This is a genomic window from Kribbella solani (assembly GCF_014205295.1).
In the GTDB taxonomy this organism is placed as follows: Bacteria; Actinomycetota; Actinomycetes; order Propionibacteriales; family Kribbellaceae; genus Kribbella; species Kribbella solani.
In genome coordinates this window covers 3583109-3607766 of record NZ_JACHNF010000001.1, presented here as the reverse complement: position 1 = coordinate 3607766, position 24658 = coordinate 3583109, and the positions used below count along the sequence as shown (strand labels likewise).

The window sequence follows — 24658 nt, the reverse complement described above, 5'->3', positions numbered from 1 at the left end:
TGCATGCTCACGGTTGCCAGGTGGCGAGCAGTGTCCGCAGTGCCGAGACGAGGGCCAGCGGCTGGTCGAGCATGACGTGATGGCCGGCCGCCGGGATCTCCACGCTCGGGATGCCGGCGGTTTGCAGTGGGTCGTCCACGCCGACGGCGGCGAGCCCGTGTTCGGCCCGCAGCATCATGACCCGGCCGCTCAGCCTGGAGAGGTCGCCGTGGTCGAACTCCTGCCCGCCGAAGACGCGCGGATCGGACTTCCAGGTCCATCCGCCGCCGTACTGCCGGACCGAGGCGCGCGCGATGTACTTCCGGACGTACGGCAGCGATGGCTGGCCGGGGACCGGTCTGAATCGCGCGATCGCGGCCTCCTGGCTCGGATAGATCCGCGCCGGCAGAGCGGACCGCCGGTCGTGTGCCGCCAGCTCCGCATCGGTGTGCTCGATGGTTCGGCTGTCGACGGTGACCGTCCCGGCGATCGCCTCGGCGTGATCCACCGCGACGCGCAAAGCCACGATGCCGCCCATGCTGTGGCCGACGACGACCGGAGGCCCGGCGAAGCCTCCGGCCGCGGCGACGCCGGCGACCTCGCGAGCCCACGTACCGACGCTGTAGCGATCGCGCCGGCCGCTGTCGCCGTGTCCGGACAGGTCGAGAGCCACGACCCGGCGGCGACCCGCGCGGGTGAGCAGCGGAGCGATGTGGTCCCACCACCGCGCGTGGGCCAGCCCGCCGTGGACCAGCAGAGCGCCGGGCGTACCCACTGGACCCCAGGACCGGTGGCTGATCCGCAGCCCGTCGACGCTCGTGACGCTGAGCTCGGCGCGGGAGGCAAGAGCTCGCGTGAACCATTCGGGCGGAGAAGAAGAAGCGCTGATGTCTTGCACAATCACATACTACTACGTAGGTTGTCGCCATTGATGTGCTGTAGGCGACGGTGGTTCGCCCGAACGGTGAGGACCAGCTGATGATCGACTTCTCGTTTCCGGCCGAGCTCGAGGACCTGCGGGCGCGTGTCGCGGCCTTCGTCGACGGGACCGTGCTGCCGGCCGAAAAGCAGCTGGGCGAACGCCCGTACTGGGAGCTGGTCGCCGAGCTGCAGCCGCAGGCGCGGGCCGCTGGTCTGTGGTGCCCCTTCATTCCGACGGAGCACGGCGGCATGGGGCTGGGGCACCTCGGGAACGCCCTGGTGCAGCTCGAGGTCGGCCGGTCCTTCTCCGGTCTGGGCGGGTGGGCGCTCAACTGCATGTCGCCGACCGACGCCACGATGCTCACCATCCTCGATCACGGCTCGGCGGACCAGCACGAGCGGTTCCTCCGGCCGCTGGTCGACGGCCGCTCGCGGGTGTGCTTCTCGATGACCGAGAAGAACGTCGCGGGTTCCAACGCGACCGGCCTGGAGACGACCGCCCGGCTCGAGGGCGACACCTGGATCCTGAACGGTGAGAAGTGGTTCAGCAGCGGCGCGACCACGTCCGACTTGGCAATGATCATCGCCAAGTCCGATCCCGACGCGCCGCGGCATCGGCAGTGCTCGGCGTTCCTGGTCGAACTGCCCGCGACCGGCTACCGCATCCTTCGGGACATCCCGGTCCTCGGTGACGTCGGTCAGCCCGCCGTCCAGGACGAGATCGTGCACGGCCACGCGGAGGTACGCATCGAGGAACTCGAGGTGCCTGCCGCGAACCTGGTCGGCGTACGCGGCGACGGGTTCCTCGTCGCGCAGCACCGCCTCGGGTACGGGCGTCTGCGCCATGGAATGCGGTCGATCGCCAAGGCGCAGGCGGCGCTGGACATGGCGGCGAAGCGGTGTGTCGAGCGCAGCATGTTCGGCCGCCGGCTCGGCGATCTGCAGGGCGTCCAGTGGCAACTGGCGGACTGCGCGCGTGACCTCTACATCGCCCGGCTGATGGTGCTGCACATCGCGTACAAACTGGAGAACGGCGACGACATCGCGACCGAGAACGCGATCGCCAAGGTGTTCGTCGCCGACATGCTCAGCAGCGTCATCGACCGCGCGCTGCAACTGCACGGGTCGCACGGCTACTCCCTCGACCTGCCGTTGGCCCGCTGGTACGCGGAGGCGCGCGGTCACCACCTGATCGACGGGCCGGACGAGGTGCACCGCTGGAAGAGCGGGCGCCGGGTCATCGAAGCCTTCGAGCGCACCGGTACCACCGCGAGCGTCGCGGGCGGAGACCTGTTCTGACCCCAATCCAGATCTTCGGAAAGGAGATCTCACGTGACGAGTGCACCAACAGACGTCGCCGGGGTGTCCGTGGACGTCGCCGGGCTCGGGGCCTACCTCGCCAGGTGCGTACCTGACGCGGGCCCGCTCTCCGGAGTCGAACTTCTCACCGGCGGCAGCTCGAATCTGACGTTGCTCGCGACCTGCGCGCACCGCCGGCTGGTCGTCCGCCGGCCGCCGATCGGCCTGATTCCCGAACAGTCGCACGACATGCGCCGCGAGCACGACACCTTGCGAATGATTGCCACCACCCCGGTGCCGGTGCCCATGGTGCACGGGTACTGCGGCGACGATTCGTTGCTCGGCGCCCCTTTCTACGTCATGGACTACGTCGACGGCATCGTCGTACAGACCGCGGACGACCTGGCCGTGATCCGGCCGTCGGCGCGGATCCGGATCTGCACGGACCTGGTCCGGATCCTCGCGGAGCTGCACGCGGTGCCACTTCCGTCGTTCCCCAGCTACCAGCCCGGGCGGAGCCGCAACGTGATGGAGCGGCACCTCAAGCGCTGGCACGAGCGCTGGCGCGGTCGTCCACACCGGGACCTGCCGGAGGTCGACCGCATCGCCGCCGAGCTGGACCGACGGCTGCCGGCGAGTGACGCGCTCACCTTCGTACACGGCGACTACCGGCTCGGAAACACGATGGTCGATCGATTCGGCGGCGACCGGCCAGTACTGGCGGTGCTCGACTGGGAGTTGTCGACCTTCGGACATCCGCTCACGGACCTCGCGCATCTGCTGGCGTACTGGGAGGGCACCGGTGAGGTCCGCTCCCATCGCGCCCAGGGGATCGCCCAGGCCGCGGGACTGCTCGACGCCCAGGCGATGGCCGAGCGGTACGCCGCCGAGTCCGGCCGTGACCTCGAGCACCTCCCGGTGTTCCTGGCTTTCGAGCATTGGCGCGCGGCCATCATCAAGGAAGCCATCTACCAACGGCGGCTGCGTAACGGCGCGGCCCCGGCCGACGTCGACGACGCCAGAAGTGGCGTCGACAGTCACCTCGCCGAAGCAGCGCTGCGGCTCGCGAGGTAGGGGCACGCCGCGGCGTACCCGGGACCGCGGCAGCGCCTCGTCAAGAGCGGAGTCTCGCTCGTTCACAGATCCGGAAAGAGAGTCCTGCCATGAAGTTTCACTCTCGGGCCGCCGTCCTAGGTGCCGGCGCGCTCTGTCTTCTCCTGACCGCGTGTGGCAGTGGTTCCGACGCCGGCGCGCAGAGCGCGGTGCCGTCGAACCCGGCCGCGAAGGCGGCCCTCGCCGAGGCCAAGGCGGTCTTCGCCGAGTACAGCGCGACCAAGTCGCTGGAGCCGATTCCGGCGCTGCCGGACGCGCCGCCCAAGGGCAAGCGCTTCGTCATCGTCACCTGTAACTTCCCGACCTGCGCGTCGGTCGCGGACGGGGCGAAGGCGGCCGCGCAGGCCTTGGGCTGGAACACGACGGTGCTGCAGCACGACAGCACACCGCAGAGCTACGTGTCGCTGATGAACCAGGTGGCGTCCGACCCGCCGGACGCGCTGGCGTACGTCCCGGCCCTGCCGGACTCCTCGCTGCGGGAACAGTTGACCAAGCTGAAGTCCGCCGGTACGAAGATCTCGGAGATCTCCCCGCCCGAGCAGCTCGGGCCGGACAGCGGTGTTGAGGCCTTCGTGCTGGGCAAGACGGACGTCGCGCAGACCGGCAAGATCCTGGGCAGCGCCGTCGTTGCCGACGCCGGCGGCGCGGTCGACGCGGTCTGGGTGTGGGATCCGTCGTTCGCCACCGCCTGGTCGCCGATGAAGGACGGTTTCACGAAGGTCGTCGAGAGCGTCGGCGGCAAGGTCGGGGTTCTGGAGGCGTCGGTTCAGGGTGTCGGCAAGTCGGTTCCGTCGCAGATCACCGGCTACCTGCAAGCGCATCCGAAGACCAAGTACGTCGTGACACCCATGGTCGACTACCAGTCCGGGCTCACCCCCGCGCTGCAGGCAGCCGGGCTGCAGGGCAAGGTCAAGGTCATCAGCCGCGCCACGAACCAGGCCGTCCTGGAAGGCATCAAGAACGGGACGGACTGGGCCGGATTGGCCATCGAGCTCCAGGCCGAGGGCTGGCGGTCGGTGGACCAGCTGGTCCGGCTGGTGATGGGCGTGCCGCTCGGCGACCGCGCTGACCACATCGGCTGGCAGCAGATCTACCTGAAGAACAACGTCGACCAGGCCGGTACGGCGCCGGAACCGCCGAACTACCAGCAGACCTATATCTCGGCCTGGACCGGACAATGAGTACGGCCGCCGCTCCGGCGAGGACGGTCCTGGGCATCTCCTCGCTGTCGAAGACGTTTCCGGCCCAGCGGGCGCTGGCGGACGTCGACCTGGAGGTCCGGGCGGGTGAAGTGCACTGCCTGCTCGGACAGAACGGCTCGGGAAAGTCGACGCTGATCAAGGTTCTCGCGGGCTATCACACCCCGGACCCTGGCTCGGCGGCGACGCTGAACGGGGTGCCGCTGGCCCTCGGCAGCCGGATCACGCGGGAGCAGGCGGTCGCCTTCATCCATCAGGACCTGGGACTGGTGACCGAGTTCGACGCGGTCGACAACCTCGCGCTGGGCAGCCGCTACGCCGGCCGTTGGTGGCTGTCCGAGCGGCGCGAACTACGCGCGGCGCAACGGCTGCTGGCCGAGCTGGAGATCGAGCTCGACCCCGGACGCCCGATCCGGGAAGCCACTCCGGGACAGCGGACGATGCTCGCCATCGCCCGGGCAGTGGCCGCGACCGACGGGGCGCCGGCGTTGCTCGTACTCGATGAGCCGACCGCATCGTTGCCGCAGCATCAGGTGGAGCAGTTGTTCGGCCTGATGCGCCGGCTCCGCGAACGGGGTACGGCTGTGCTCTACGTGACCCATCGGCTTCGCGAGGTGTTCGCTGTCGGCGATCGGGTCACCGTACTGCGGGACGGCCGGCGGATCAGTACCGAACCGGTCGAGAACATGGATCACGACAAGCTGATCCGGCTGATCATCGGTCGCGAACCGGCCGGGTTCGCGCCGGCGCTGCCGACGGCCGGTACCGAGACGTTGCTCAAGGCAACCGGTGTGTCCGGTGGGCAGGTCGCGGACTTCTCGGTGCAGGTCCGGGCCGGGGAGATCGTCGGGGTTACCGGACTGGTCGGCTCGGGCTTCGACCAGGCGCTCGGGCTGACCTTCGGCGCCCGGCCGCGGGCCGCGGGCGAAGTGACGCTCGGCGGCCGGCCGATCGTGGCCGGCCGGCCGGACCGCTCGATCGACGCCGGCATCGCGTACGCGCCGGCGGATCGTAAAGGGCTCTCGACGATCCAGGAGTGGACCGCGCGGGAGAACGTCACGCTGCCTCGGCTGCCCGCCACCCGGAAGGCGCGCTGGCTCGGCCCGCGCGCCGAACGCCGCGCGGTACGGCCATGGATTCGGCGCCTGAACGTGATGCCGGCCGATCCGGACCGGCAGCTCGCGCTGCTCAGCGGTGGAAATCAGCAGAAGCTCGTACTGGCGCGCTGGATGCGTCTCGACGCCAAGGTGCTGCTGCTCGACGAACCGACGAGCGGAGTGGACGCCGGCGCGACGGCGGCGATCTACGACGTACTGGCCGGGGTTGCCGCCGAAGGACGTGCCGTCGTGCTCTCGTCGTCCGACGCCGAGGAACTGTGCGCGGTCTGTGACCGCGTCCTGGTGATGCGCCAGGGCGTGGTCCGGACCGTGCTCGCGAAACAGGATCTGTCCGTGGCACGCATCGTCAGCGAGACGATCCGCGACTCCGCCCCCGACGACTCCGCCGACTGTTCCGGCACCGATCACTCCGCCGCCGATCACTCCGCCCCCGACCACTCCGTCACTGACCACTCTGCCGCCGACCATCAGGAGGACCGGCCATGTCTGTCGAACGTCGATCCGGCATCGTGACCGCCGAGTCACCAGCCACGCCGGCCGAAGCTGATCGGGAACCGGCCCGGGGGTCCGGCAAGGCTGTCTTCTCGAAGGTCTCCTGGGGCAGATACACCGGATTGGCCCTGTGCATCGCCTTCGTCGCGTTCTTCTCGCTGCGGCTGCCGGACACCTTCCCCACCCACACCACCGCGGCGAGCATCGCGGGTGACCAGGCGGTCACGCTGATCCTGGCCCTCGGCCTGCTCGTCACGCTCGCCGTGGGCCAGTTCGATCTCTCGGCCGCGCAGAACCTGGGCATGAGCGCGGTGATCTGCTCCGCGCTGCTGGTGAACCACCACCTGAATCCGGTCCTGGCGGTCCTGGTGACGGTGGTCATCGGTCTGCTCGTGGGTGTGGTCAACGCGGTGTTCGTGTCCGTGATCGGCGTCGACAGCCTGGTCGCCACGCTCGGGATGAGCTCCGTGCTGCTCGCGGTCACCGAACAGGTCTCCAACTTCCAGTTCATCGGCCCGGCCCCGGCCGGATTCCAGAACCTCGCGAACCACGATCTCTTCGGCTTCCCGATCATCGCCGCGTACGCGGTCGTGCTGTGCCTGCTTGTCTGGTACGTGCTCGAGCACACCCCGATCGGGCGCCGCGCGTACGCGGTGGGGGCCAACGCCGACGCTGCTCGGTTGGCCGGCGTGCGGACCGTACGCTATGTCGTCGGCTCGTTCGTGGTGGCGGCACTGTTCGCTTCGCTCGGTGGCGTGCTGGTCGCCGCGAAGATCGGCAACGTGTCTCCGAGCCTCGGCCCGGCGTACCTGCTGCCGAGCTTCGCCGCGTGCTTCCTCGGCATGACCCAGCTCAAGCCGGGACGGTTCAACGTCTGGGGTACGGTGCTGGCACTGCTGCTGCTCGCGATCGGCGTGAAAGGCCTGCAGTTGATGGGTAACAAGCTGTGGGTGACGGATCTGTTCAACGGCCTCGCGCTGCTGGTCGCGGTCAGTGCCGCCGTGCTGAGTGCCAAGCGGACCGGCCGGTGGCGGCGGCGGGCGAGGCGCGCTGACGCCGCGCGGGGGCCGAAGAGTTCCGTCGCCACCGAGCGGTCGTGAGGAGGCAGCCATCGTGACTTCGAGCGAGGAGCGCGTCCGCGCGCTGTGGGAGCTCGCCGGCCTCGCGCCGCCGGCCGAAGAGGCCCACGCGATCGCCGCCGACCACCTGAAGCTGCGCGCCCAGGCCGACGCGCTGCGGAAGGCCGTCACGGAGGGGATCGCCGTCGACGCCTCGGTCCCGATGCACTTCCCGGACCCAACCGACCCCGCACCAACACCGCCATCCGGCCGTATCGCGCCGACGATTCGGGACACCGCGGCCTCGATGCGTGCGGGCACGACCTCGGCGGTCGAGCTCACGACGGAGATGTTCGCCCGGATCGAGCGGTTCGGTTCCGTACTCGGCGCCTTCGCCGACACCTACCGCGAGGCAGCACTCACCGCGGCCGAACATGCTGATCAAGAGCTTGCCTCGGGCACGTACCGAGGTCCGCTGCACGGCATCCCGCTGGTGATCAAGGACCTGATCGCGACCGCGGAGGGCCCGACCCGGGCGAACAGTCTGGTCCCGCCACCCGGTTGGACGTACGAGGGTGACGCCCCGGTCATCGCCCGGCTGCGGCAGGCCGGCGCGATCATCGTCGGCAAGGCGACGACGAGCGAGTACGCGGTCGGCCCGTACGATCCCACCAAGGGCTTCCCGCGGCCGCGGAACGCCTGGGAGCCACGGCGTTTCGCGGGATCATCGAGCTCGGGTACGGCGATCGCCGTGGCTGCCGGCCTCGCGCTGGGCGGCCTCGGAACCGACAGCGGCGGCTCGATCCGGCACCCCGCCGCGCTCAACGGGGTGACCGGTCTCAAGCCGACCTTCGGACAGGTGCCGACGACTGGGGTAATCCCGCTGGCGCCAACGCTCGACACGGTCGGCCCGATCGCCCGCTCGGCTTGGGACTGCGCGGCCCTGCTGCAGGCGATGACCGGGGAGGCACCCGACGGCCGGTCCGGCTCGGAACACCGGCAATCAGCAGGCTCGATGGCGAACCTCGACGGCTCCGCGAAAGACATCCGCATCGGCATACCGACCGGGTACTTCTTCGACGCGGCGAACGTTTCCGAACCGGTCAGACTCGCCGTCGAAGCAGCGATCGCGACGCTCCGCGCGGCCGGCGCGACAGTGACCGAGGTCGACCTCCCGAACGCCGACATGGCCAAGATGGCGAACCACATCGTCCTCCTGAGCGAGGGATTCGCGTACCACCACCGCTCGCTGGCCGACCACTGGTCCGACTACGGCAAGCCACTACGAGGACTCCTCGCCCGCGGCGCAACCTTCACCGCCGCCGACTACGTACGCGCCCGCCAGCTGGCCGAAATCTTCAAACAAACCGCCACGCACGCACTGCAAGACTGCGACGTCCTCCTCACCCCCACCCTCCCAGCCGGCGCCCCCCTCCTCGACGAACTCGACCCAACCGGCACAAACGGCTGGGCAAGCGCCATGTTCACCCCCCAATGGAACCTAACCGGCCTACCAGCCTGCGCCGTCCCCATCGGCTTCGACCCCAACAGCATGCCCCTCTCCATGCAACTGATCACCCACCCCCACCAAGACCCCACCATCCTCCGAACCGCCGACGCCTACCAACAACTAACCTCCTTCCACCTGATGTCCCCACCCCAACCCCAGTAAGTGGAGTTCGTGCCGGGGTCCACCAGTTGGCTTGGCCGGCTAGTTTCATGGAGGCTGGTAGGAGGATGCCGCGGATTGCGGTGGCGTCGACGAGGACTGCTACGGCCATGCCGATGCCGATCATTTTCAGGTAGACGACGCCGCCGGCGGCGTACACGGCGAAGGACAGGGCGAGTACGGCGGCTGCCGTGGTGACCAGTGGCGCGGAGCGTTGGAGGCCGGTTGCGACGGCGTGGTCGGTGTTGCCGGTGCGCAGGTACTCCTCCCGGATCCGCGACACGATGAACACCTCGTAGTCCATCGAGAGGCCGTACACGATGCAGAACATCAGCGTCGGCATACTTGCCTCGAGTACGCCGGTCGCGGTGAAACCGAGCGGTCCCGACAAGTTGCCGCGCTGGAACACCCAGACCATCACGCCGAACATGACCGCGAGGCTGAGCAAGTTCAGCACGGTGGCCTTCAACGGCAGCAAGACGCTACCGGTCGCGACGTACAGCACGAGCATGCTGAGCAGCAGGATCAGCCCGAGTACGAGCGGGATGCGTTCCGTGAGCGCGGCCCGCCAGTCCGACATCTCGGCGGGCGTTCCACCGACGACGGTCGCGTACGGTGCCTCTGCCGCGCGCACCTGCTCAACCAGCTGACTGATGTCGCCGGCGAGCGCGTCCTCGGCCGGGATGACCGTCAGGTACGCGCCGCCGTCGCGCACGTACGTGTCCACCTGCGCGACGCCGTCCAGTTTTCCAAGTGCATCCGCGTACGGTGCCACCCGCGCCGGATCGGTGATCTCGGGCATCACCACGTACAGGCTGTCGGATTCTTCCTGGCCGAAGTTCTGCCGTACCTGGTCGGCCATGATTCGGCTGCTCGCGTCGGCCGGCAGGATGCGCGCGTCCGGCAGCCCGAACCGCAGCCCCAAAGCAGGTGCCGAGAGCAACAGAATCAGGGCGAGGACGGCGCCACCGATACGGATCGGCCGGCGCATCACGGCTGTCGCGAGGGCGGCCCAACGCCCGGAGCCGGCCGGCTGCTGGGCCACCGGTCGCACGGCTCGCCGGCCGAGCAGCGCGAGCGTTGCCGGGAGGATCACCAGCGCGCCGAGCAGCGCGAACGTGACGACGAGGACCCCCGCGTACCCGAACGAGCGGAGGAACGACAACGGGAACAGCAGTAGGGCCAGGAGCGACACCGCGACCGTCAGTCCGCTGAAGAAGACCGTGCGCCCGGCCGTACCGACGGCGGCGACCACGGCGTCCGCGACTTCCGCGCCGGCCGCCATTTCCTCGCGGAACCGGGCGATCACGAACAGGCAGTAGTCCACGCCGAGCGCGAGGCCCATCACCAGCGCGAGGTTGGCGGCGAACGTCGAGACCTCCGTGAACGCCGCGATGAACCGCAGCCCGGCCAGTGCGCCGCCGACGGCGAAGATCCCGACGCCGAGCGTCACCAGCGCGAGCGAAACCCGGCGATAGATGATGATCAGGAGCAGCAGCACCAGCGGGAGCACGATCGCTTCCGCCTGCAGGAAGTCCGCGCGGGCCTGGGCGCCGATCTCGCGGAACACCTCGTCCTGACCGCCGGCCTGGACCGTGATCCCGGCCCGCGATCCGGCGTATCGCTCGGCGAGCTCGCCGACCCGTTGCCTCGCCGCGTTCACGTCGCCGGGTACGCGGACCAGAATGAGCGCCTGCCGGGAGTCCTTGCTGCGCAGCGCCGGGCTGTCCCCGCGGGACCAGTACGACGCTGCCTCGGCGACGCCTGCCTGCCGCGCGATCTCGTTGGTGAGTCCAACGCCGGCGGTGCGTACGGCGGGATCGTCGACGGTTCCCGCGGTCGCCGTCACGAGGTACGCGAGGTTGGGCGGCCCGGTGTGGAACTGCTCGGCCAGCACGTCCCGCGCGCGATCCGACTCGGAGCCGGGGTCGGCGATCCGGGACAACGACAAGGAGCCGAGGGCGCCGGCAGCGGCGGCGAGCAGGAGCGCGGTCAGTACGAGCGAGAGTGCTGCGACGGTCCGCCGGCGTCGTGCGGTCAGCCGGCCGACGCGCGTGAGCAGACCGGTGCGCGGCGAGGTGGTTTCAGGCATGACGGACCTCCGGGGCCGGCGGGGGTAGGATGTCGAAACGCGAGCAGTTACTCGCATATGAAAATACGAGTAATTGCTCGTATTTGTCAACGGGAGGGTCATGGACGAGCCACGTCGCCAGGCGCGCGGCCAGCGGCGGATGGTGCAGTTGCTGGACGCGGCAGCCGTGGTGTTCGCCGAGACGGGGTACGCGAAGGCCACGACCAACGCGATCGCTCGCCAGGCAGGCGTTTCACCGGGCACCCTGTACCAGTTCTTCGCGAACAAGGAGGCCATGGCCGAGGCCCTCGCGGAGCGCTATCGCAGCGAGCTGACGGCCGCGCACGACAAGGCCTTCGACCCCGGTACGGCGCGGCTACCGCTGCCCGAACTGGTCGACCGGATGATCCGCCCGATGGTCGAGGTGAACCTGGAGAACCCGGGATTCAAGGCCTTGTTCGGCAGCGGCGACCTCCCGGACAAGCTGAGCGCACCGACCCGCGCCCTCCAGCAGGCCGTCACCGGCCGGGTCTCGAACGTCCTGGCCGCCCGCTACCCCGACCTGCCGGCCGACCGCCTGGAGACCACCGCGGCGGTAGCCACCCAGATCTTCGCCGCGCTGCTCGGCACCATCGTCTCCACGCCCGCCGCCCAGCGCGAACGCTGGATCACCGAGCTCAACCAGGCCCTGGTCGGCTACCTCACCACCCTCGAACAAGACACTGGCGCCTGAACCAGCTCAGGACATCCCGGCGCGGACCAGGCCACTCTCGTACGCGTACACGACTGCCTGTACGCGGTCGCGGAGCTCGAGTTTGGACAGGATGCGGTGGACGTGCGTCTTGACCGTGCCTTCGGACAGGAAGAGCCGGCCGGCGATCTCGGTGTTGGTGAGACCGAGCGCGATCAGGCCGAGGACCTCGCGTTCGCGCTCCGTCAGCGCATCCAGGCTGAGGCCTGACACGGGCGCCGCCGAGCCGCTGCCGACGTAGCGTTCGAGCAGCCGCCGGGTGACGGTCGGGGCGACGACCGAATCGCCGCGCGCGACGACCCGGATCGCGGACAGCAGGTCCGCGGCCAGGGTGTCCTTCAGCAGGAATCCGCTGGCGCCGGCCCGGAGCGCCGCGTACACGTACTCGTCAAGGTCGAACGTGGTCAGGATCAGCACGTGGGTCTGGCCGGCGTCGGCCGACTTGCAGATCCGGCGCGTCGCCTCGACCCCGTCGACGTCAGGCATCCGGACATCCATCAGTACGACGTCGGGCCGATGTTCGAGCACCGCCGCGACTGCTTGTTCGCCGTCGGCGGCTTCACCGACCACCGTCATGTCGTCGGCGTTGTCGAGGATCATCCGGAACCCGGTGCGTACCAGGGCCTGGTCGTCGGCGAGCAGGACGCGGATCATGGCCGCGGCCGATCGATCGGGAGCGTCGCCCGGACGACGAAGCCACCGAGCGGACCAGGCCCCGCGGTCAGTTGCCCGTCGAGCAACCGTGCCCGCTCACCCATCCCGCGGAGCCCGTGCCCGTTGCCGTCACTGCTGGTCTGCCCGCGACCGTTGTCCTTGACTTCGATGACGACCTCCGAGTCGTGAAAGGTGAGGTTCACCGTGGCGGCGGCGCCGGAACCCGCGTGTTTCATGGTGTTGGTCAGTGCTTCCTGAACGATGCGGTACGCCGAGAGATCAACCGCCGCCGGCACCGCGGCCGGAGTGCCGTTGACCTGCAAGCGGACCCTGGTCCCGGCCTTCGTGACATGGGCGACCAGCTCGGGAAGCCGATCGATACCGGGCTGGGGGTGCCAGGCGTCCTCGAGGCTGTCGGCCCGGGACAGGACGCGGCGCATGTCGGCGAGCGAGTCGCGGCCGGTGCTGATGATCGCGGAGAGCGCGGACCTGGTGTCACCGGGCCGGCGGGTGAGCGCCGCCTCCGCGCCTTGGGCCTGGGTGACCATCACCGACAGGCCGTGCGCGACGACGTCGTGCAGCTCACGGGTGATCCGGTCGCGTTCGGCGGCGACCGCCAGCGCTGCCTGCTGGTCGCGTTCGCGTTCCAGGTCGGCCGCGCGGGCGTGGAGTTCGTCCAGGTAGTCCCGGCGGTTGCGGGCCGCGGAGCCCATCGCCCACGAGGTCACCAGGATCGATCCGAGCAGGATCACGCCGGTAGAGGTGTCCTGGAGGATGCCAGGCGAGCCCGATGGCGTAGGGCGGGCTTCCCCCGCCGGCGCCGTCGCGCGGCTGATCGGCGGGGCGATCCGGTCCGGTACTCCGGCCGTCGGCGTGCCGGTCGCCCCGGCGTACATGCTCCAACCGGCGGCGGCCAGGATCAGGCCCGCGGTCGCGGCGAGGGTGTACGTACGTCGCGCGCTGCTGGCGACCGTGTAGAGCAGGATCGGCGTGCCCAGATCGATGATCAGCAGCGGCATGCCCTGCACCAGATGTACGGCACTCGCCGCGGCAGAGACAAGCAGCATCAGCCAGGGTTTGCGCCGCCGGAGCGCCACGCCGACCGCGATCGCCACGGACGCGATGATCCACACCGCGAGCTGCACATCGCCATCCACATTCGTGAGGTGGCGCACCGGTCCGGTCAGCAGGTTCTTGGACGTCGCCAGGGTGCCGAGCAGGAGCGCCGCGGCCAGCACGGCGTCGTGCAGCGCCGCCCAGCGTGTCCACGCCCGGGCGGCACTCGACGCGAGGTTCGCCAGCGGGCGCGCGGTAGCCATGATCCAAAACTGTACGTGGGCGGCCGCCCCGGTCGCGTGTACCTCGCGGCGGACATCGGCGTGGCCGCGTACACCCGTGGATAGACACGGAAGTGTCACCACGGGCAGACGCGGGTTCTCACTCACCGCCAGCAGTGTTTACGGCATGAAGACGATGAATGCGATCAAGCTCCTCGCGGCGGTCGGGCTGATGCTCAGCCTCGGCGCCTGCGGCTCCAAGAACGAGAACAACGATGTCGCGACCGCGGGTGGCGGCAGCAGCTCGGCGACAACCTCCGCCAGTAGCTCGGGGAACCAGGCCGACCAGTACAAGTTCGCCCAGTGCATGCGCGAGAACGGCATGCCCGACTGGCCGGATCCGCAGGCTGACAGCTCCGGCGGGAAGCGGGTCGAGGCGCCGGCGAGCGCTGATCCGCAGAAGGTCGATGCTGCCCGGGAGAAGTGCACGCAGTACCTGCCGAACGGTGGCGACAAGCCGAAGGTCGACTCCGGGATGGTCGAGCAGATGCGCAAGCTCGCCCAGTGCATGCGGGAGAACGGCGTACCCAAGTTCCCGGACCCGGACGCCAACGGCGGCGCCGTGAAGATGGACCCGAACAGCGGCATCGACCCGCAGTCGGCGGAGTTCAAGGCCGCCCAGCAGAAGTGCCAGCAGTACCAGCCGACGCAGCCGTCCGCTGGTGCGATCGGGGGCAACTGATGACCGCCGCCGACCGGCCGGCGGGTCGGCGGCGCCGTCGAGCCGGGCTGGCGCTGGCCGCCGTCCTCGCCCTGGCCGCCGCGGTGACGGCCGCTGTCGGTCTTGGCGGCGGGGGCGGGACCGACGACCGGACCGCCAGCGCGGCGTTGCCGCCGGCAACCGCATCGGTGACCCGGCAGACCCTGGTCGACAGCCAGGACGAGAGCGGCGAGCTCAGCCACGGCAGTACGACTGCCATCTCGACCCGGCTGAGCGGCACGGTGACCGCGATGGCGGCGGTCGGCGCCACGGTGACCCGCGGGCAGACGCTGTTCGCGATCGACAACGATCCGATCGTCCTGTTCTACGGTGCCCTGCCCGCCTACCGGGCGCTGGCCTCGGGCGACGAGGGCGCGGACGTCCTGCAGTTCGAGAAGAACCTGCGTGCGCTCGGCTACGACGGCTTCACGGTCGATGACGAGTACACCGACGCGACGGCCGACGCGGTCAAGGAATGGCAGGAGGATCTCGGCCTCGAGGAGACCGGCAAGCTTGCTCTGGGCCGGGTCGTCTACGCGACCACCCCGATCCGGGTCGACACGCAGGAGGCCGCGGTCGGTGCCGGCGTCGGCGGGAACTCGGCGATCTTCAAGTACACCGGTACGTCGCGGGTGGTGACCGTCGACCTCGAAACCGGTGATCAGCGGATCGCCACCAAGGGCGCGGCGGTGAAGGTGAAGCTGCCGAACGGGAAGACCGTGACCGGAAAGATCTCCGGCACCAAGACGATCGTCCAGGCAGGCGAGGATGCCGACTCCGAGTCCGAAACAAAGATCGAGGTAACCATCAGCCTCGCCGACCAGCGGGCTCTGAGCGGCCTCGACGAGGCGTCGGTGACGGTGTCTTTCACCGCGGGAGAGCGAAAGAACGTCCTTACCGTGCCGGTCTCGGCCCTGCTCGCGCTGGCCGAAGGTGGCTACGGAGTCGAGGTCGTCGAGGGCTCGACGTCGAAGGTCATCGCGGTGAAGACCGGGCTGTTCGCCGGTGGCCGGGTCGAGGTCTCCGGTGCCGGCCTGGCCGAGAAGATGACCGTCGGGATGCCGTCATGAGCGCCGTCCCGACGCCGGCCGGCACCGGTGCGGTAGTTGAGTTGGACAACGTCACGAAGACGTACCCGGGCGGCGTGACCGCCGTACACGGTGTCAGTCTCACCATCGGGTACGGCGAGCTGGTCGCGATCGTCGGCCCGTCGGGCTCGGGGAAATCGACCATGCTGCACCTGATCGGAAGCCTCGACCGGCCGTCGTCCGGCGCGGTCCGGATCGGCGGGTACGACGTGGCGAAGCTGCCGGACCGGCAGGTGTCGGCGCTGCGGGCGCGGACCATCGGGTTCGTCTTTCAGCAGTTTCACCTCGCGCCCGGACGATCCGCACTCGACAACGTCGCCGACGGCCTCCTGTACTCCGGGCGCGGCCTGGCAGACCGGCGGCGGCGCGCCCGTACCGCGCTGACGAGGGTCGGTCTCGAGGATCGGATGGACCACCAGCCACATCAGCTGTCCGGAGGTCAGCGCCAGCGCGTCGCGATCGCCCGGGCGGTCGTCGGCGAACCGCCGCTGCTGCTGGCCGACGAGCCGACCGGCAACCTCGACTCGGCGTCAGGCGCCGGCGTGATGACCTTGCTGCGCGAGCTGCACCAGGCCGGTACGACGGTGCTTGTCATCACCCACGACCGGGACATCGCCGCGACGCTGCCACGTCAGCTCGTCATGCGCGACGGCGAGGTGGCGGCGTGAGCGGGTTGACGCCGGCCCGGCTGAGTCCGGCCGATGTGATCCGGGTCGGCGGTTCGGGTCTGCGTACGCGGCCGATGCGGGTGTTCCTGTCGGCGCTCGGGATCGCGATCGGTATCGCCGCGATGATCGCCGTCGTCGGAATCTCGTCGTCGAGCCGGGCCCAACTGGATCGCCAGCTCGCCTCGCTCGGTACGAACCTGCTGACCGCGTCGCCCGGACAGGGACTGTTCGGCGAGGACGCCAAGCTGCCGAAGGAAGCGGTCGCGACGATCTCGCGGATCAAACCGGTCACCGAGGTCGCGGCGACCGGCGCGGTAGAGGGTGCGAAGGTGTATCGCAACGACAGGATCCCGGCGGCTCAGTCCGGCGGGATCAGCGTCCAGGCGGCGCATCTGGACCTGCTGAAGGCGGTCGGCGCGACTGTTGCCAATGGCACCTGGCTGAACGCCGCGACCGCCAGGTACCCGGCGGTCGTCCTCGGTGCCGATACCGCCAAGCGGCTGGGGATCGGAGCGGCCGGGCCGGACGTCCAGGTCCTGATCGGTACCAAGTGGTTCACCGTGATCGGCATCCTCGACAAGGCGCCGCTGGCGCCCGAGCTGGACTCGGCGGCCCTGATCGGCTGGGAGTCGGCCGAGAAGTCCTTCGGCTTCGACGGCCACCCGTCCACCGTGTACACCAGGTCCGCGGACTCCGCCGTCGAAGCGGTCCGGTCGGTCCTCGCCGCGACCGCGAACCCGGAAGCGCCCAACGAGGTAAAGGTGTCCCGGCCGTCCGACGCGCTGGCTGCCCGCCAGGCCACGGACCGGGCGTTCACCGGTCTGCTGCTCGGACTCGGTGCGGTCGCGCTCCTGGTCGGCGGCGTCGGCGTCGCCAACACGATGGTCATCTCCGTCCTGGAGCGCCGCGCCGAGATCGGCCTGCGGCGATCGCTCGGAGCGACCCGGGGACAGATCCGGGTCCAGTTCCTGGCCGAGTCGCTGCTGTTGTCGGCGCTTGGCGGGGCCGGTGGCGTACTGCTCGGGGTGAGCGTGACGACCGTGTACGCGATGACCCAGGACTGGCCGGGCGTCGTACCGGCCTGGGCGAGCGTCGGCGGCGTCGGAGCCACCTTGGTGATTGGCGCCATCGCCGGGCTGTACCCCGCGATCCGGGCCGCTCGCCTCGCGCCCACCGAGGCGCTGGCCGCGCCGTAACCCCCCTGATTTGTCCACTCACTACAGGAGGAACCCTCTGATGAAACGCAGACCGCTGGCTGTCGTGGGAGGCGGGCTCGTGCTCGCCTTGCTCGGCTATCTCGTCACCAGCGCGGAGCCGGTGACCGCGGCCGAGTCGGGAATCAACTGGCAGCAGTGCCCCGACACGGACGTGAAGATTGATTGCGCGACCGTCGACGTACCTCTGGACTGGTCGAAGCCGGATGGCGACAAGATCCACATCGGCATCGCCCGGGTCAAGGCAAAGGACCAGGCGAACCGGATCGGCGTCGCGATGATGGACCCGGGCGGCCCTGGCACCTCGGGCGTCCTGGACCTGACCCGCAGGAACGGCAAGGTGTTCAGCGACGCGGTCCACGAGCGCTTCGACGTGGTCACGTACGACGCGCGCGGCGTGAACACCAGCAGCCGGGTGGTGTGCGACGAGGCGCTGGCCGACAAGGCCGACAAGCTCCTCACCCCGCAGAGCCAGGCCGACTTCGACAAGATGACCGCGGCCAAGATCGAGCTCAGCGAGGACTGCCGCCGGCGGACCGGCCCACTGTACGACCACACCGACAACCGCTCGGTGGTCAAGGACATCGACGCCATCCGGGCGGCTCTTGGCGAGGAGACGATCACCCAGATCGGCTACTCGTACGGGTCGCTGGCCATCCAGCAGTACGCCGAGATGTTCCCGCGGCGGGTCCGCGCGCTGGTCAGCGACGGGACCGCGGACCGGTCCCCGAAGGGCGCGAGCCTGGAGGCATGGGTCGACGATCACGCCCGCATCCTGGAGCGGAACTTCGTCGCGTTCGCCGACTGGTGTGACCGGACGCCGAGCTGCGTGTTGTACGGCAAGGACACCAAGAAGGTGTACGGCGAGCTGCGGGAGCGCGCCCGCGCCGGCAAGTTGACGGACCCGACGACCGGCGACGCGATCGACTTCTACCAGCTGAACCGCCTGACGGGTGGCAGCAACTATCCGGAAGACTGGGGCCGGTTCGCGACCCGCCTGAAGGGCCTGTACGACGGGAAGGCGAGCGGTGGCACCACCTCGGCCGGCGCGGCGCAAGGTACGGCGACGCAGGCGGGTGTGCCGCCGCGGCTTCCGCATGAGGTGTGGTTCTGCCACGACTTCGACTTCAAGGTCAAGAACTACGCCGAGTGGAACAAGCTGGTGAAGCGGACGGCCGCGAAGTACCCGAACGTCCAGTGGAGTGACCACTCGACCCACGCCCTCGACTGCACCGGTTACACCGGAAAGGTCACCAACCCGCCGCGTACGCCCAAGGTCGACAAGAGCGTGAAGTTGGTTGTGGTGGGCAACTTGTACGACTTCGCCACTGTGTACGAAGGAGCGCAGGCCCTCGCGAAACAGACCCGCGCGCCACTCCTCACGTACGAGGGCTACGGCCACACGATCTACCCCACCACCCCGTCCTACGGCCCAAGCACCTGCATCAACCAAGCAGTCGACAACTTCCTGATCAACCTCAAAAAACCAGCCAACACCCGCTGCCCAGACATCGAAACCCCGAAGTAGACCTCACGGCACAGCACTGAGACGCAAGGACAGCTATCAGATCGACCCTCAACGGGGTTCGGTAGGTGTTCGTCTTGGTGGGTATGGAAACGATCGTCGCCTATGCGTTCGACCGGTTGGTGGATTCGGATCGGGTGCGGGCCGGTATTCGACGGGTCGAGGCGTACTACGGCGAGTTGTGGGGTGAGACAGCGACCCGATCGGGCTCTGACGCGGGCCCGGTCGGGTTGCTCAGCTGGAGGCGGCGTACGCCTTCGTGCAACTGGCCCGCATGGCAGGAGGAAGCGGGTCTGAGCGTGGCGTCGTTGCACGCGCCGCTTGGCTATGAGTCTGTTGTCGGCGACATCGCGCCGGAGCGGGCGGCCGTACCCCTTGCCTTGGCGGCGCGAAAGGCGCCGGAGCGGTTGCTGGAGCTGGCGCCTCCTTTCGTACTGTGTGTGCTGGATCAGAATGCACAACGACTCGATCTCTACACCGATTCGGTCGGTCTGGGCCGGATATTCCAGCTGCGTACCGCGGATGGCTGGGTGTGGAGCAATCGACCGGCCGCCGCGTGTTTGTTCGCGGATGTGGCGGCCACTCCCAGCGTTTCGGGCTGGCGGTTCGCGGCCGGGTGCGGGTGGTTCATGGGCGCCTCGATGCCATACGAGTACGTCTCGGTGGTGCCGGGCGCCACGCATGTTGAGGTCAGGGGCCGTGATGGGCGGATGACGGTATCCCGGATCGACGCGACCAGTGTCTGGTCGGGGAACACGTCGATACCGGAGACGGCTGCCGCGCTGCAGGGTGTTGCCCGGTCGATCGGCCGGCTGTGGCCTGGTACGCCGACGGTCGATCTGTCGGGTGGGCGGGATTCGCGGGTTGTCGCGGCGGCGTTCCTGTCGGCCGGGGTCGACGTGCGGCTGAACAGCTACGGAGCCGAGGCGGAAACGGCGAAGACGCTGGTCCGGGCGCTTCCGTTCGAGGTCGACCATGCCGTCAGCACGCCCTCCAACGCGGCTGCGCCGGCCAAGGCTGTTGCGCCGGCCAAGGTGGTGGCGTCGGCCAAGGCGGCTGCGGCGGTGGCTCCCGTGCCGTTGCCCGGCGTGATCGAACGCATCCGGAGATGGCATCGGTACGGCGACGGGTTGCGGCCGTCGTCGTACCTGTTTCACCAACCTCCGAGCGACCTGGCCGGAGTGGACCATCTTGCGATCGGCGGCGCCGGTGGCGAGGTCGCGCACGGGCACTTCTACCCGCGCGACGTCGCGGCGATCGATCAACTGCCGCTGCACGCGAAGATCGAGGCGTTCACGCAAAGGCTCAGCCGCCGGCTGGTGGCTGCGAACGGGGTGCCCGCCGCCGCCCGCGAGGCGGTCGAGACCCAGATCCGGTCGGTGCTGGACGAGGCCGGCCGCAGCGGCCTGCAGGATGCGCGGATGCTCGACTACTTCTATGTCGTCGAACGACTGCGCCGGTGGGGGACCACAGGCGAACGCAGTGGAGTGGTTTCGCCTCTGCTGCTGCCGGCGTTCTCCCGTGCGGCGTTCCGCCTGACCACCTCGCAACGGCTGCAGAACGCGTTGCACCTGGAGCTGATCGAGCAGCTGATGCCACAGTGGACAGCTGTTCCATTCTTCAAGACGACGTCGGCGGCACCCGTACAGGTCAAGCGTCTTGGTGCGGCAGCTGATCACGAGGCCGTACGGGCGCGACTCGACGGCGTGGGTGATGATGCCGTCCGCGCATTGTGGAAGAGGTCCAGTGAGGCGACCAGCAGCGCGAGCGACGAGGCAGTGCTGCGGCAGTTGCTGTGGCAGTCGGTGTTCGACGACCATCTTGCGGAGGTGAACCGGCATCTGAGCCGTCCGGTGATCATTCAGCCTGAGGTCAAGCCCGGAGTTCAGCCTCGGGTCCGGCGTACGACGCGGGCGTGGCGGCGCGTACGCCGGAACCGGGCCGCCCGGCGGATGGCCCGTACCGCGCTGTGGAGAGTGCTCCGGAAGTATTTTCGCTGAGCCCCCAACCTGTCGCTGGACCCGCTCGTCTTGACCATGAGAGAACGGAGACCGATGGCTGACTGGGAGCAAAGCTTCAAGGACCTGTTGGCAACGCGCGGATCGGCGTTGCACGCGTACGGCTACCTGCTGACCGGCGAGTCATCGGCGGCGGCCGACCTGACGCAGGAGGCGCTGTTGCGCGTCTTCGGCCGCCTGCGGGTCGACGACGACTTGAGTCAGCTCGAGAGTTACGTACGGCGCGCGATGCTGAACCAGTTCGTCGACGGCCGCCGTAGGGCGCTGCTCTGGCGAAAACGCCGCCATCTGCTCGTCGATCCCGACGTACATCACGACGACGATCCGGCGGCGGTCGACGAGGTACGCCAGGCGCTGATGATGCTGTCACCCAAACAGCGGGCCTGCGTCGTACTGCGCTACTACCAGGACCTGTCGGTACAGGAAATCGCCGACCAGCTCGAGTGCGCCGAAGGCACGGTGAAGAGACATCTGTCCGATGCGCGGGCCAGGCTCGCGTCCACACTTGCCCTCGACAAGGAGAACATACGATGACCGATCCGCTGCACGACCTGCTCACCGAACTTGCCGAGACCCGCGCCGGAACACCACGACTGAACGATGCAGACCTGCTGTCACGGATCCGGCACCGCCGACGCCGACGCGTGGCGATGATCAGCGCCGGGGGAGTCGCGGCCACGGTGCTGTGCGGCTTCGGTGCCTACGCGGTACTGCCCGGGGACCAGCCGCCGGCGGTGCGGCCCGCGTCGGCGCCGTCCCGACCGACACAGCCCTTGCCGACGAAGCCGTTGCCGACGAAGCCTTATCCATCGGTCGGTGAGCCGCGGTGCGGGTCGTCGGTGGACGAGCACTTCCCGTCGAGGGTGCCGTCCGGCATGGACAACCTGGAGGTCCATCAGCAGGCATTCACCCGGACCGAACATGGCTGGGCCGGAACCCTACAGATCAAGGTCACCGGACAGCGCGCACTCGACCAGTTCGGACCGCGGTCGACCGTGGAGGTCCGACGGGATCGCAAGCTCATCGGAAACGGCGTGGTGACGATGACCCAAAAGTCCGGCCAGACCGTCACCGTACGCCTCACCCTGACCGCCTGCTCCGGCCCGATCACCCCAGGCTCCGTTGTCCTGTACGGCCAACTGATCCCCGGCAAGAACCCGATGACAATCTTCCCGATCAGCCTGTAACCGACCCCGGGGGACTGTTCGACAGCTCTCGAAAGGGTGGTCCGCGGACGGGCGTACCGGCTTTGCTGGTGCAGTCAGACTGCCGACAGACAGGTGCACCTATATGAAGAGCCGAAGAGTACTCACCGCCGCGACCATGCTGCTCGCCACCGCCGCCACCTCGGTCGCGGTCGTCACGCCGGCCCATGCCGGCGGCCCCGCCCAGTCCGGCGGCTACTACTCAACCCTCGAACACTGCTTGGGCCAGGGCAGATGGCAACTCGAAGTCCGCCCCAACGACTGGTCCTCCTACTACTGCAAGGGCACCGGCCCCGGAGCCAACGACCCATGGCAACTGTGGCTCGTCCCGAGGTAGCCCAACGGCGGTAGCTCAGTACGTTTGAGCTAGTACGGCGGGCGTCGAGCTCAGTAGGTTCGACGTAGTACCGCGGGCGTCGAGCTAGTCCGCCGCTTCGACGACGTCGACCGAGATCTCGACCGCGGGCACCGTGCCCCGGTTCTCCAGCCAGTGCACGGTGTTCCGGTCCTCGGGCCACCCAAGCCCAGGCCCGTACTCCGTCGCCGTACCGTCCCGATGATCGGTAATGGTCCCCTCGAGCACGTACACGGTCCCCGGCCGCCCAACATGATCATGCAGCGGCCCGAACACCCCACCCGGCTCGATCGTCACCATCCGCATCCGCAGCCGACGCCCATCCATCCCCGGAATCTCACCCCCAAGCTCAACCGAAGCCAACAACTCCACCCTCACCCCACGAGTCCCCGCCCCCGCCTGCTCACCACTCATATCCATCCCTCCCCGCTAACAGAATTGTGCACCCGCCGCCCCCGAACAGCCAGCCGCCAGCGCCTCACCAGCCTGCCGGGTCAGCACGACACCGGCTAGTAGATTCGCGCGGACGGTGAGCCGCCACGGCTGAGGTCGCCGGCGGAGTTCTTGGAGCGGGACTACAACTGGCTGGCGACCACCTACGGCGAGGCGGCCGACAAGGTGCCTGGGGCAACACATGCCCGCACCGAGTACCTGGCGCAATACCATCAGATCTACGACGATGCGGTCAGTAAACGACGGGCTGAGAACCGCGAAGAACTCGGAACAAAGGTAGGCATCGGTTGAGGAACCGAAGGGGTCACGCACGCTTCAGGAGCGCTCTCGCGATCGCCGTCGCCGGTTTGTTGGCAGGGTGCTCCGTACTGGGCGCGAAGGAAGAGCCGCTGAGCGCCGTGCAGCCGACGCTCGGTTATCCACGATCGTGGATCTGGTCCGCCGCTCCCGGCGTCTCGCTGCAGTCCGCTGATGCGGCTGCGGCCCGGGCGTGGGTGGAGTCCTCCGATCTGTACCAAGACACCCGCGTCTCTTATCCCGGATTCGCCGAGGCGACGACGCAGGCGATCATGGATGGTCTGGTTGGGGCCGAAGGTACGACCAAGATCGGCGGCACGGATCGCATCTTGATTCGCTCTCTGACGGTGACCAACGATGAGATGCGCGTACGCTTCTGTGTAGACAGCTGGGACACCTTCTACTTCGACGGCTCGACCGGTGACTTCTTCGGCGCAGGTTTCGATCTCTCGACCAGCGAACTGCTCATGCGACGAGGAGCCGCCGTCGGGTCAGTGATCCGTGGCAAGACCTCTCTGGGGCGCACCATCCAGCCGGCCGCTCCGGCAGGGAATCCAGGTCACCTGGTGCCGTCCACGAGTTGGTTGAAAGGCCCGACGACGAACGTGTTCGCCGACTGGGTAGCGACGTGGCGGGACAGCGACATCAAGACTCCGGCCGACTGCGTCGCCTGGTTCAAACGCAGCCACCCAGGCCTCAACTACCCAACCGGATACACCGCGGAGAAGCGCCCCAACCGCCCAGCCGCGCCACCACCGCCAACACTCCCCGCAAGCCCAGGTTGGTAACCCTCGGCCTCGTCGGCCGCGCATGACCCTCTACCGGTCCCGTCGTCGATCGGGACAACGGCGACGAGCGAAGCGCAGTACTACATCCGAGTTGTGATTCGTACGGGCAAGGTAATCCCGGCTTTCCCGTCGGGTGCACCGTGAACCGCTTCGGTAGGGTGTTGTCACCATGGGCGTAGATGTCGTGCTGAAACAGGTGAGCCGGCCCGGGACGAGTTCGAAGCGCCGGCGGCTGACTCAGCTGGACATTGTGCCGGACACGGATGATGTGTTCGCCAGAATCTGCGAACGTAGCAAGCTCCCGATGCTGAGCCGGGTCGATCCGTATGGCGATCTGATCCTCACCGCAGCGGAAATGCCCCAGCTCCTCGAGGAGGTGGAGACGGAGCGGAAGCTCACCACCGACGATCAAGAGCGCGTGCTCCTGGCCGCCGTCCACCACCTCGGCGAACGCTGCTCGACGGAGCCGTACACCGAACTCCATCTCCAAGGCGACTGACCTCCACCCGGAGCCGCGAGGGTCAGACCGCGGACGTCGATGCCCGCGTCTTCGAACTGGCGGAGGAGGTTCGGGGGAGCGGCGGCGTCGGTGATGAGGACGTCGATCTGGTCCGGCTTGCAGATCTGGGAGAACACGCGGCGGCCGAGCTTCGAGCTGTCGGCGACGGCGACGACGCGTTCGGCGT

At 68.7% G+C, this 24658-nt stretch carries 24 protein-coding genes and 1 pseudogene; 19 read left to right on the top strand and 6 right to left on the bottom strand.

The genetic code is table 11. The features are described from left to right. Nucleotides 1-7: 7 nt before the first annotated feature. The gene (locus tag HDA44_RS16225) at nucleotides 8-877 is read right to left on the bottom strand and encodes an alpha/beta fold hydrolase (RefSeq protein ID WP_202887394.1); all 870 of its coding nucleotides are present in this window, start codon (nucleotides 875-877) and stop codon (nucleotides 8-10) included. Nucleotides 878-957: 80 nt separating this feature from the next. Here HDA44_RS16225 and HDA44_RS16220 point away from each other — a divergent pair, with 80 nt between their 5' ends. The 6 genes from HDA44_RS16220 (at nucleotide 958) to HDA44_RS16195 (ending at nucleotide 8851) form a co-directional block, all read left to right on the top strand. After that, complete coding sequence (locus HDA44_RS16220; protein ID WP_184835255.1) at nucleotides 958-2199, top strand: acyl-CoA dehydrogenase family protein; 1242 nt, start codon at nucleotides 958-960, stop codon at nucleotides 2197-2199. Nucleotides 2200-2232: 33 nt separating this feature from the next. Further along, nucleotides 2233-3273 (top strand): phosphotransferase, encoded by a 1041-nt coding sequence (locus HDA44_RS16215; RefSeq protein ID WP_184835253.1) that lies wholly within the window; start codon nucleotides 2233-2235, stop codon nucleotides 3271-3273. 89 nt (nucleotides 3274-3362) lie between these two features. Next, complete coding sequence (locus tag HDA44_RS16210) at nucleotides 3363-4493, top strand: sugar ABC transporter substrate-binding protein (protein ID WP_184835251.1); 1131 nt, start codon at nucleotides 3363-3365, stop codon at nucleotides 4491-4493. After that, entirely contained in the window at nucleotides 4490-6142 is a 1653-nt protein-coding gene (locus HDA44_RS16205; protein WP_184835249.1) for a sugar ABC transporter ATP-binding protein, read from the top strand. The genes HDA44_RS16210 and HDA44_RS16205 overlap by 4 nt, the downstream gene beginning before the upstream one ends. Then, on the top strand, nucleotides 6112-7221 hold the full coding sequence (locus HDA44_RS16200) for an ABC transporter permease (RefSeq protein WP_184835247.1): 1110 nt from the start codon (nucleotides 6112-6114) through the stop codon (nucleotides 7219-7221). Before HDA44_RS16205 ends, HDA44_RS16200 begins: the two co-directional genes overlap by 31 nt. Nucleotides 7222-7234: 13 nt before the next feature. Beyond that, nucleotides 7235-8851 carry an amidase family protein gene (locus HDA44_RS16195; RefSeq protein ID WP_184835245.1) on the top strand — a complete coding sequence of 539 codons (1617 nt, stop codon included), beginning with the start codon at nucleotides 7235-7237 and terminating at the stop codon, nucleotides 8849-8851. On the opposite strand, the gene HDA44_RS16190 is transcribed toward HDA44_RS16195, so the two are convergent. Continuing rightward, complete coding sequence (locus tag HDA44_RS16190) at nucleotides 8754-10940, bottom strand: MMPL family transporter (protein ID WP_184835243.1); 2187 nt, start codon at nucleotides 10938-10940, stop codon at nucleotides 8754-8756. The genes HDA44_RS16195 and HDA44_RS16190 overlap by 98 nt on opposite strands. 100 nt (nucleotides 10941-11040) lie before the next feature. Here HDA44_RS16190 and HDA44_RS16185 point away from each other — a divergent pair, with 100 nt between their 5' ends. Continuing rightward, the gene (locus HDA44_RS16185; protein ID WP_202887392.1) at nucleotides 11041-11652 is read left to right on the top strand and encodes a TetR/AcrR family transcriptional regulator; all 612 of its coding nucleotides are present in this window, start codon (nucleotides 11041-11043) and stop codon (nucleotides 11650-11652) included. 6 nt (nucleotides 11653-11658) lie between these two features. Here HDA44_RS16185 and HDA44_RS16180 read toward each other — a convergent pair whose 3' ends face one another. Both HDA44_RS16180 and HDA44_RS16175 read right to left on the bottom strand, forming a co-directional pair. Next, nucleotides 11659-12324 carry a response regulator gene (locus HDA44_RS16180; protein ID WP_184835241.1) on the bottom strand — a complete coding sequence of 222 codons (666 nt, stop codon included), beginning with the start codon at nucleotides 12322-12324 and terminating at the stop codon, nucleotides 11659-11661. Further along, a complete protein-coding gene (locus HDA44_RS16175) occupies nucleotides 12321-13643 on the bottom strand; it encodes a sensor histidine kinase (protein WP_184835239.1) in 1323 nt (440 codons plus the stop codon). Before HDA44_RS16175 ends, HDA44_RS16180 begins: the two co-directional genes overlap by 4 nt. 145 nt (nucleotides 13644-13788) lie before the next feature. Here HDA44_RS16175 and HDA44_RS16170 point away from each other — a divergent pair, with 145 nt between their 5' ends. From HDA44_RS16170 to HDA44_RS16130, 9 genes are all read left to right on the top strand, one after another. Beyond that, complete coding sequence (locus HDA44_RS16170) at nucleotides 13789-14343, top strand: hypothetical protein (protein WP_184835237.1); 555 nt, start codon at nucleotides 13789-13791, stop codon at nucleotides 14341-14343. After that, nucleotides 14343-15431 (top strand): efflux RND transporter periplasmic adaptor subunit, encoded by a 1089-nt coding sequence (locus HDA44_RS16165; RefSeq protein WP_184835235.1) that lies wholly within the window; start codon nucleotides 14343-14345, stop codon nucleotides 15429-15431. The genes HDA44_RS16170 and HDA44_RS16165 overlap by 1 nt, the downstream gene beginning before the upstream one ends. Then, complete coding sequence (locus HDA44_RS16160; protein ID WP_184835233.1) at nucleotides 15428-16117, top strand: ABC transporter ATP-binding protein; 690 nt, start codon at nucleotides 15428-15430, stop codon at nucleotides 16115-16117. Before HDA44_RS16165 ends, HDA44_RS16160 begins: the two co-directional genes overlap by 4 nt. Next, the gene (locus tag HDA44_RS16155) at nucleotides 16114-17313 is read left to right on the top strand and encodes an ABC transporter permease (RefSeq protein ID WP_337906041.1); all 1200 of its coding nucleotides are present in this window, start codon (nucleotides 16114-16116) and stop codon (nucleotides 17311-17313) included. The genes HDA44_RS16160 and HDA44_RS16155 overlap by 4 nt, the downstream gene beginning before the upstream one ends. Before the next feature lie 40 nt (nucleotides 17314-17353). Next, nucleotides 17354-18859 carry an alpha/beta fold hydrolase gene (locus HDA44_RS16150; RefSeq protein WP_184835231.1) on the top strand — a complete coding sequence of 502 codons (1506 nt, stop codon included), beginning with the start codon at nucleotides 17354-17356 and terminating at the stop codon, nucleotides 18857-18859. A 65-nt stretch (nucleotides 18860-18924) separates the two neighbouring features. Then, entirely contained in the window at nucleotides 18925-20856 is a 1932-nt protein-coding gene (locus HDA44_RS16145) for a hypothetical protein (protein ID WP_184835229.1), read from the top strand. A 54-nt stretch (nucleotides 20857-20910) separates the two neighbouring features. Then, complete coding sequence (locus tag HDA44_RS16140) at nucleotides 20911-21408, top strand: sigma-70 family RNA polymerase sigma factor (protein WP_184835227.1); 498 nt, start codon at nucleotides 20911-20913, stop codon at nucleotides 21406-21408. After that, on the top strand, nucleotides 21405-22061 hold the full coding sequence (locus HDA44_RS16135; protein WP_184835225.1) for a hypothetical protein: 657 nt from the start codon (nucleotides 21405-21407) through the stop codon (nucleotides 22059-22061). Before HDA44_RS16140 ends, HDA44_RS16135 begins: the two co-directional genes overlap by 4 nt. A gap of 103 nt (nucleotides 22062-22164) precedes the next feature. Continuing rightward, nucleotides 22165-22416 (top strand): hypothetical protein, encoded by a 252-nt coding sequence (locus HDA44_RS16130; protein WP_184835223.1) that lies wholly within the window; start codon nucleotides 22165-22167, stop codon nucleotides 22414-22416. Nucleotides 22417-22500: 84 nt separating this feature from the next. Here HDA44_RS16130 and HDA44_RS16125 read toward each other — a convergent pair whose 3' ends face one another. Then, nucleotides 22501-22761, bottom strand: a complete 261-nt coding sequence (locus HDA44_RS16125; RefSeq protein WP_202887391.1) for a cupin domain-containing protein — start codon at nucleotides 22759-22761, stop codon at nucleotides 22501-22503. A 237-nt stretch (nucleotides 22762-22998) separates the two neighbouring features. On the opposite strand from HDA44_RS16125, the gene HDA44_RS16120 reads away from it, so the two are divergent. The 3 genes from HDA44_RS16120 (at nucleotide 22999) to HDA44_RS16110 (ending at nucleotide 24471) form a co-directional block, all read left to right on the top strand. Beyond that, a complete protein-coding gene (locus tag HDA44_RS16120; RefSeq protein ID WP_184835219.1) occupies nucleotides 22999-23178 on the top strand; it encodes a hypothetical protein in 180 nt (59 codons plus the stop codon). Then, complete coding sequence (locus tag HDA44_RS16115; protein WP_184835217.1) at nucleotides 23175-23972, top strand: hypothetical protein; 798 nt, start codon at nucleotides 23175-23177, stop codon at nucleotides 23970-23972. Before HDA44_RS16120 ends, HDA44_RS16115 begins: the two co-directional genes overlap by 4 nt. Before the next feature lie 169 nt (nucleotides 23973-24141). Continuing rightward, the gene (locus HDA44_RS16110; protein WP_184835215.1) at nucleotides 24142-24471 is read left to right on the top strand and encodes a hypothetical protein; all 330 of its coding nucleotides are present in this window, start codon (nucleotides 24142-24144) and stop codon (nucleotides 24469-24471) included. Here HDA44_RS16110 and HDA44_RS38900 read toward each other — a convergent pair. Continuing rightward, nucleotides 24381-24620 (bottom strand): annotated as a pseudogene (locus HDA44_RS38900) (hypothetical protein); the annotation flags it as partial. The gene HDA44_RS16110 and the pseudogene HDA44_RS38900 sit on opposite strands and share 91 nt — an antisense overlap. Nucleotides 24621-24658: the final 38 nt, after the last annotated feature.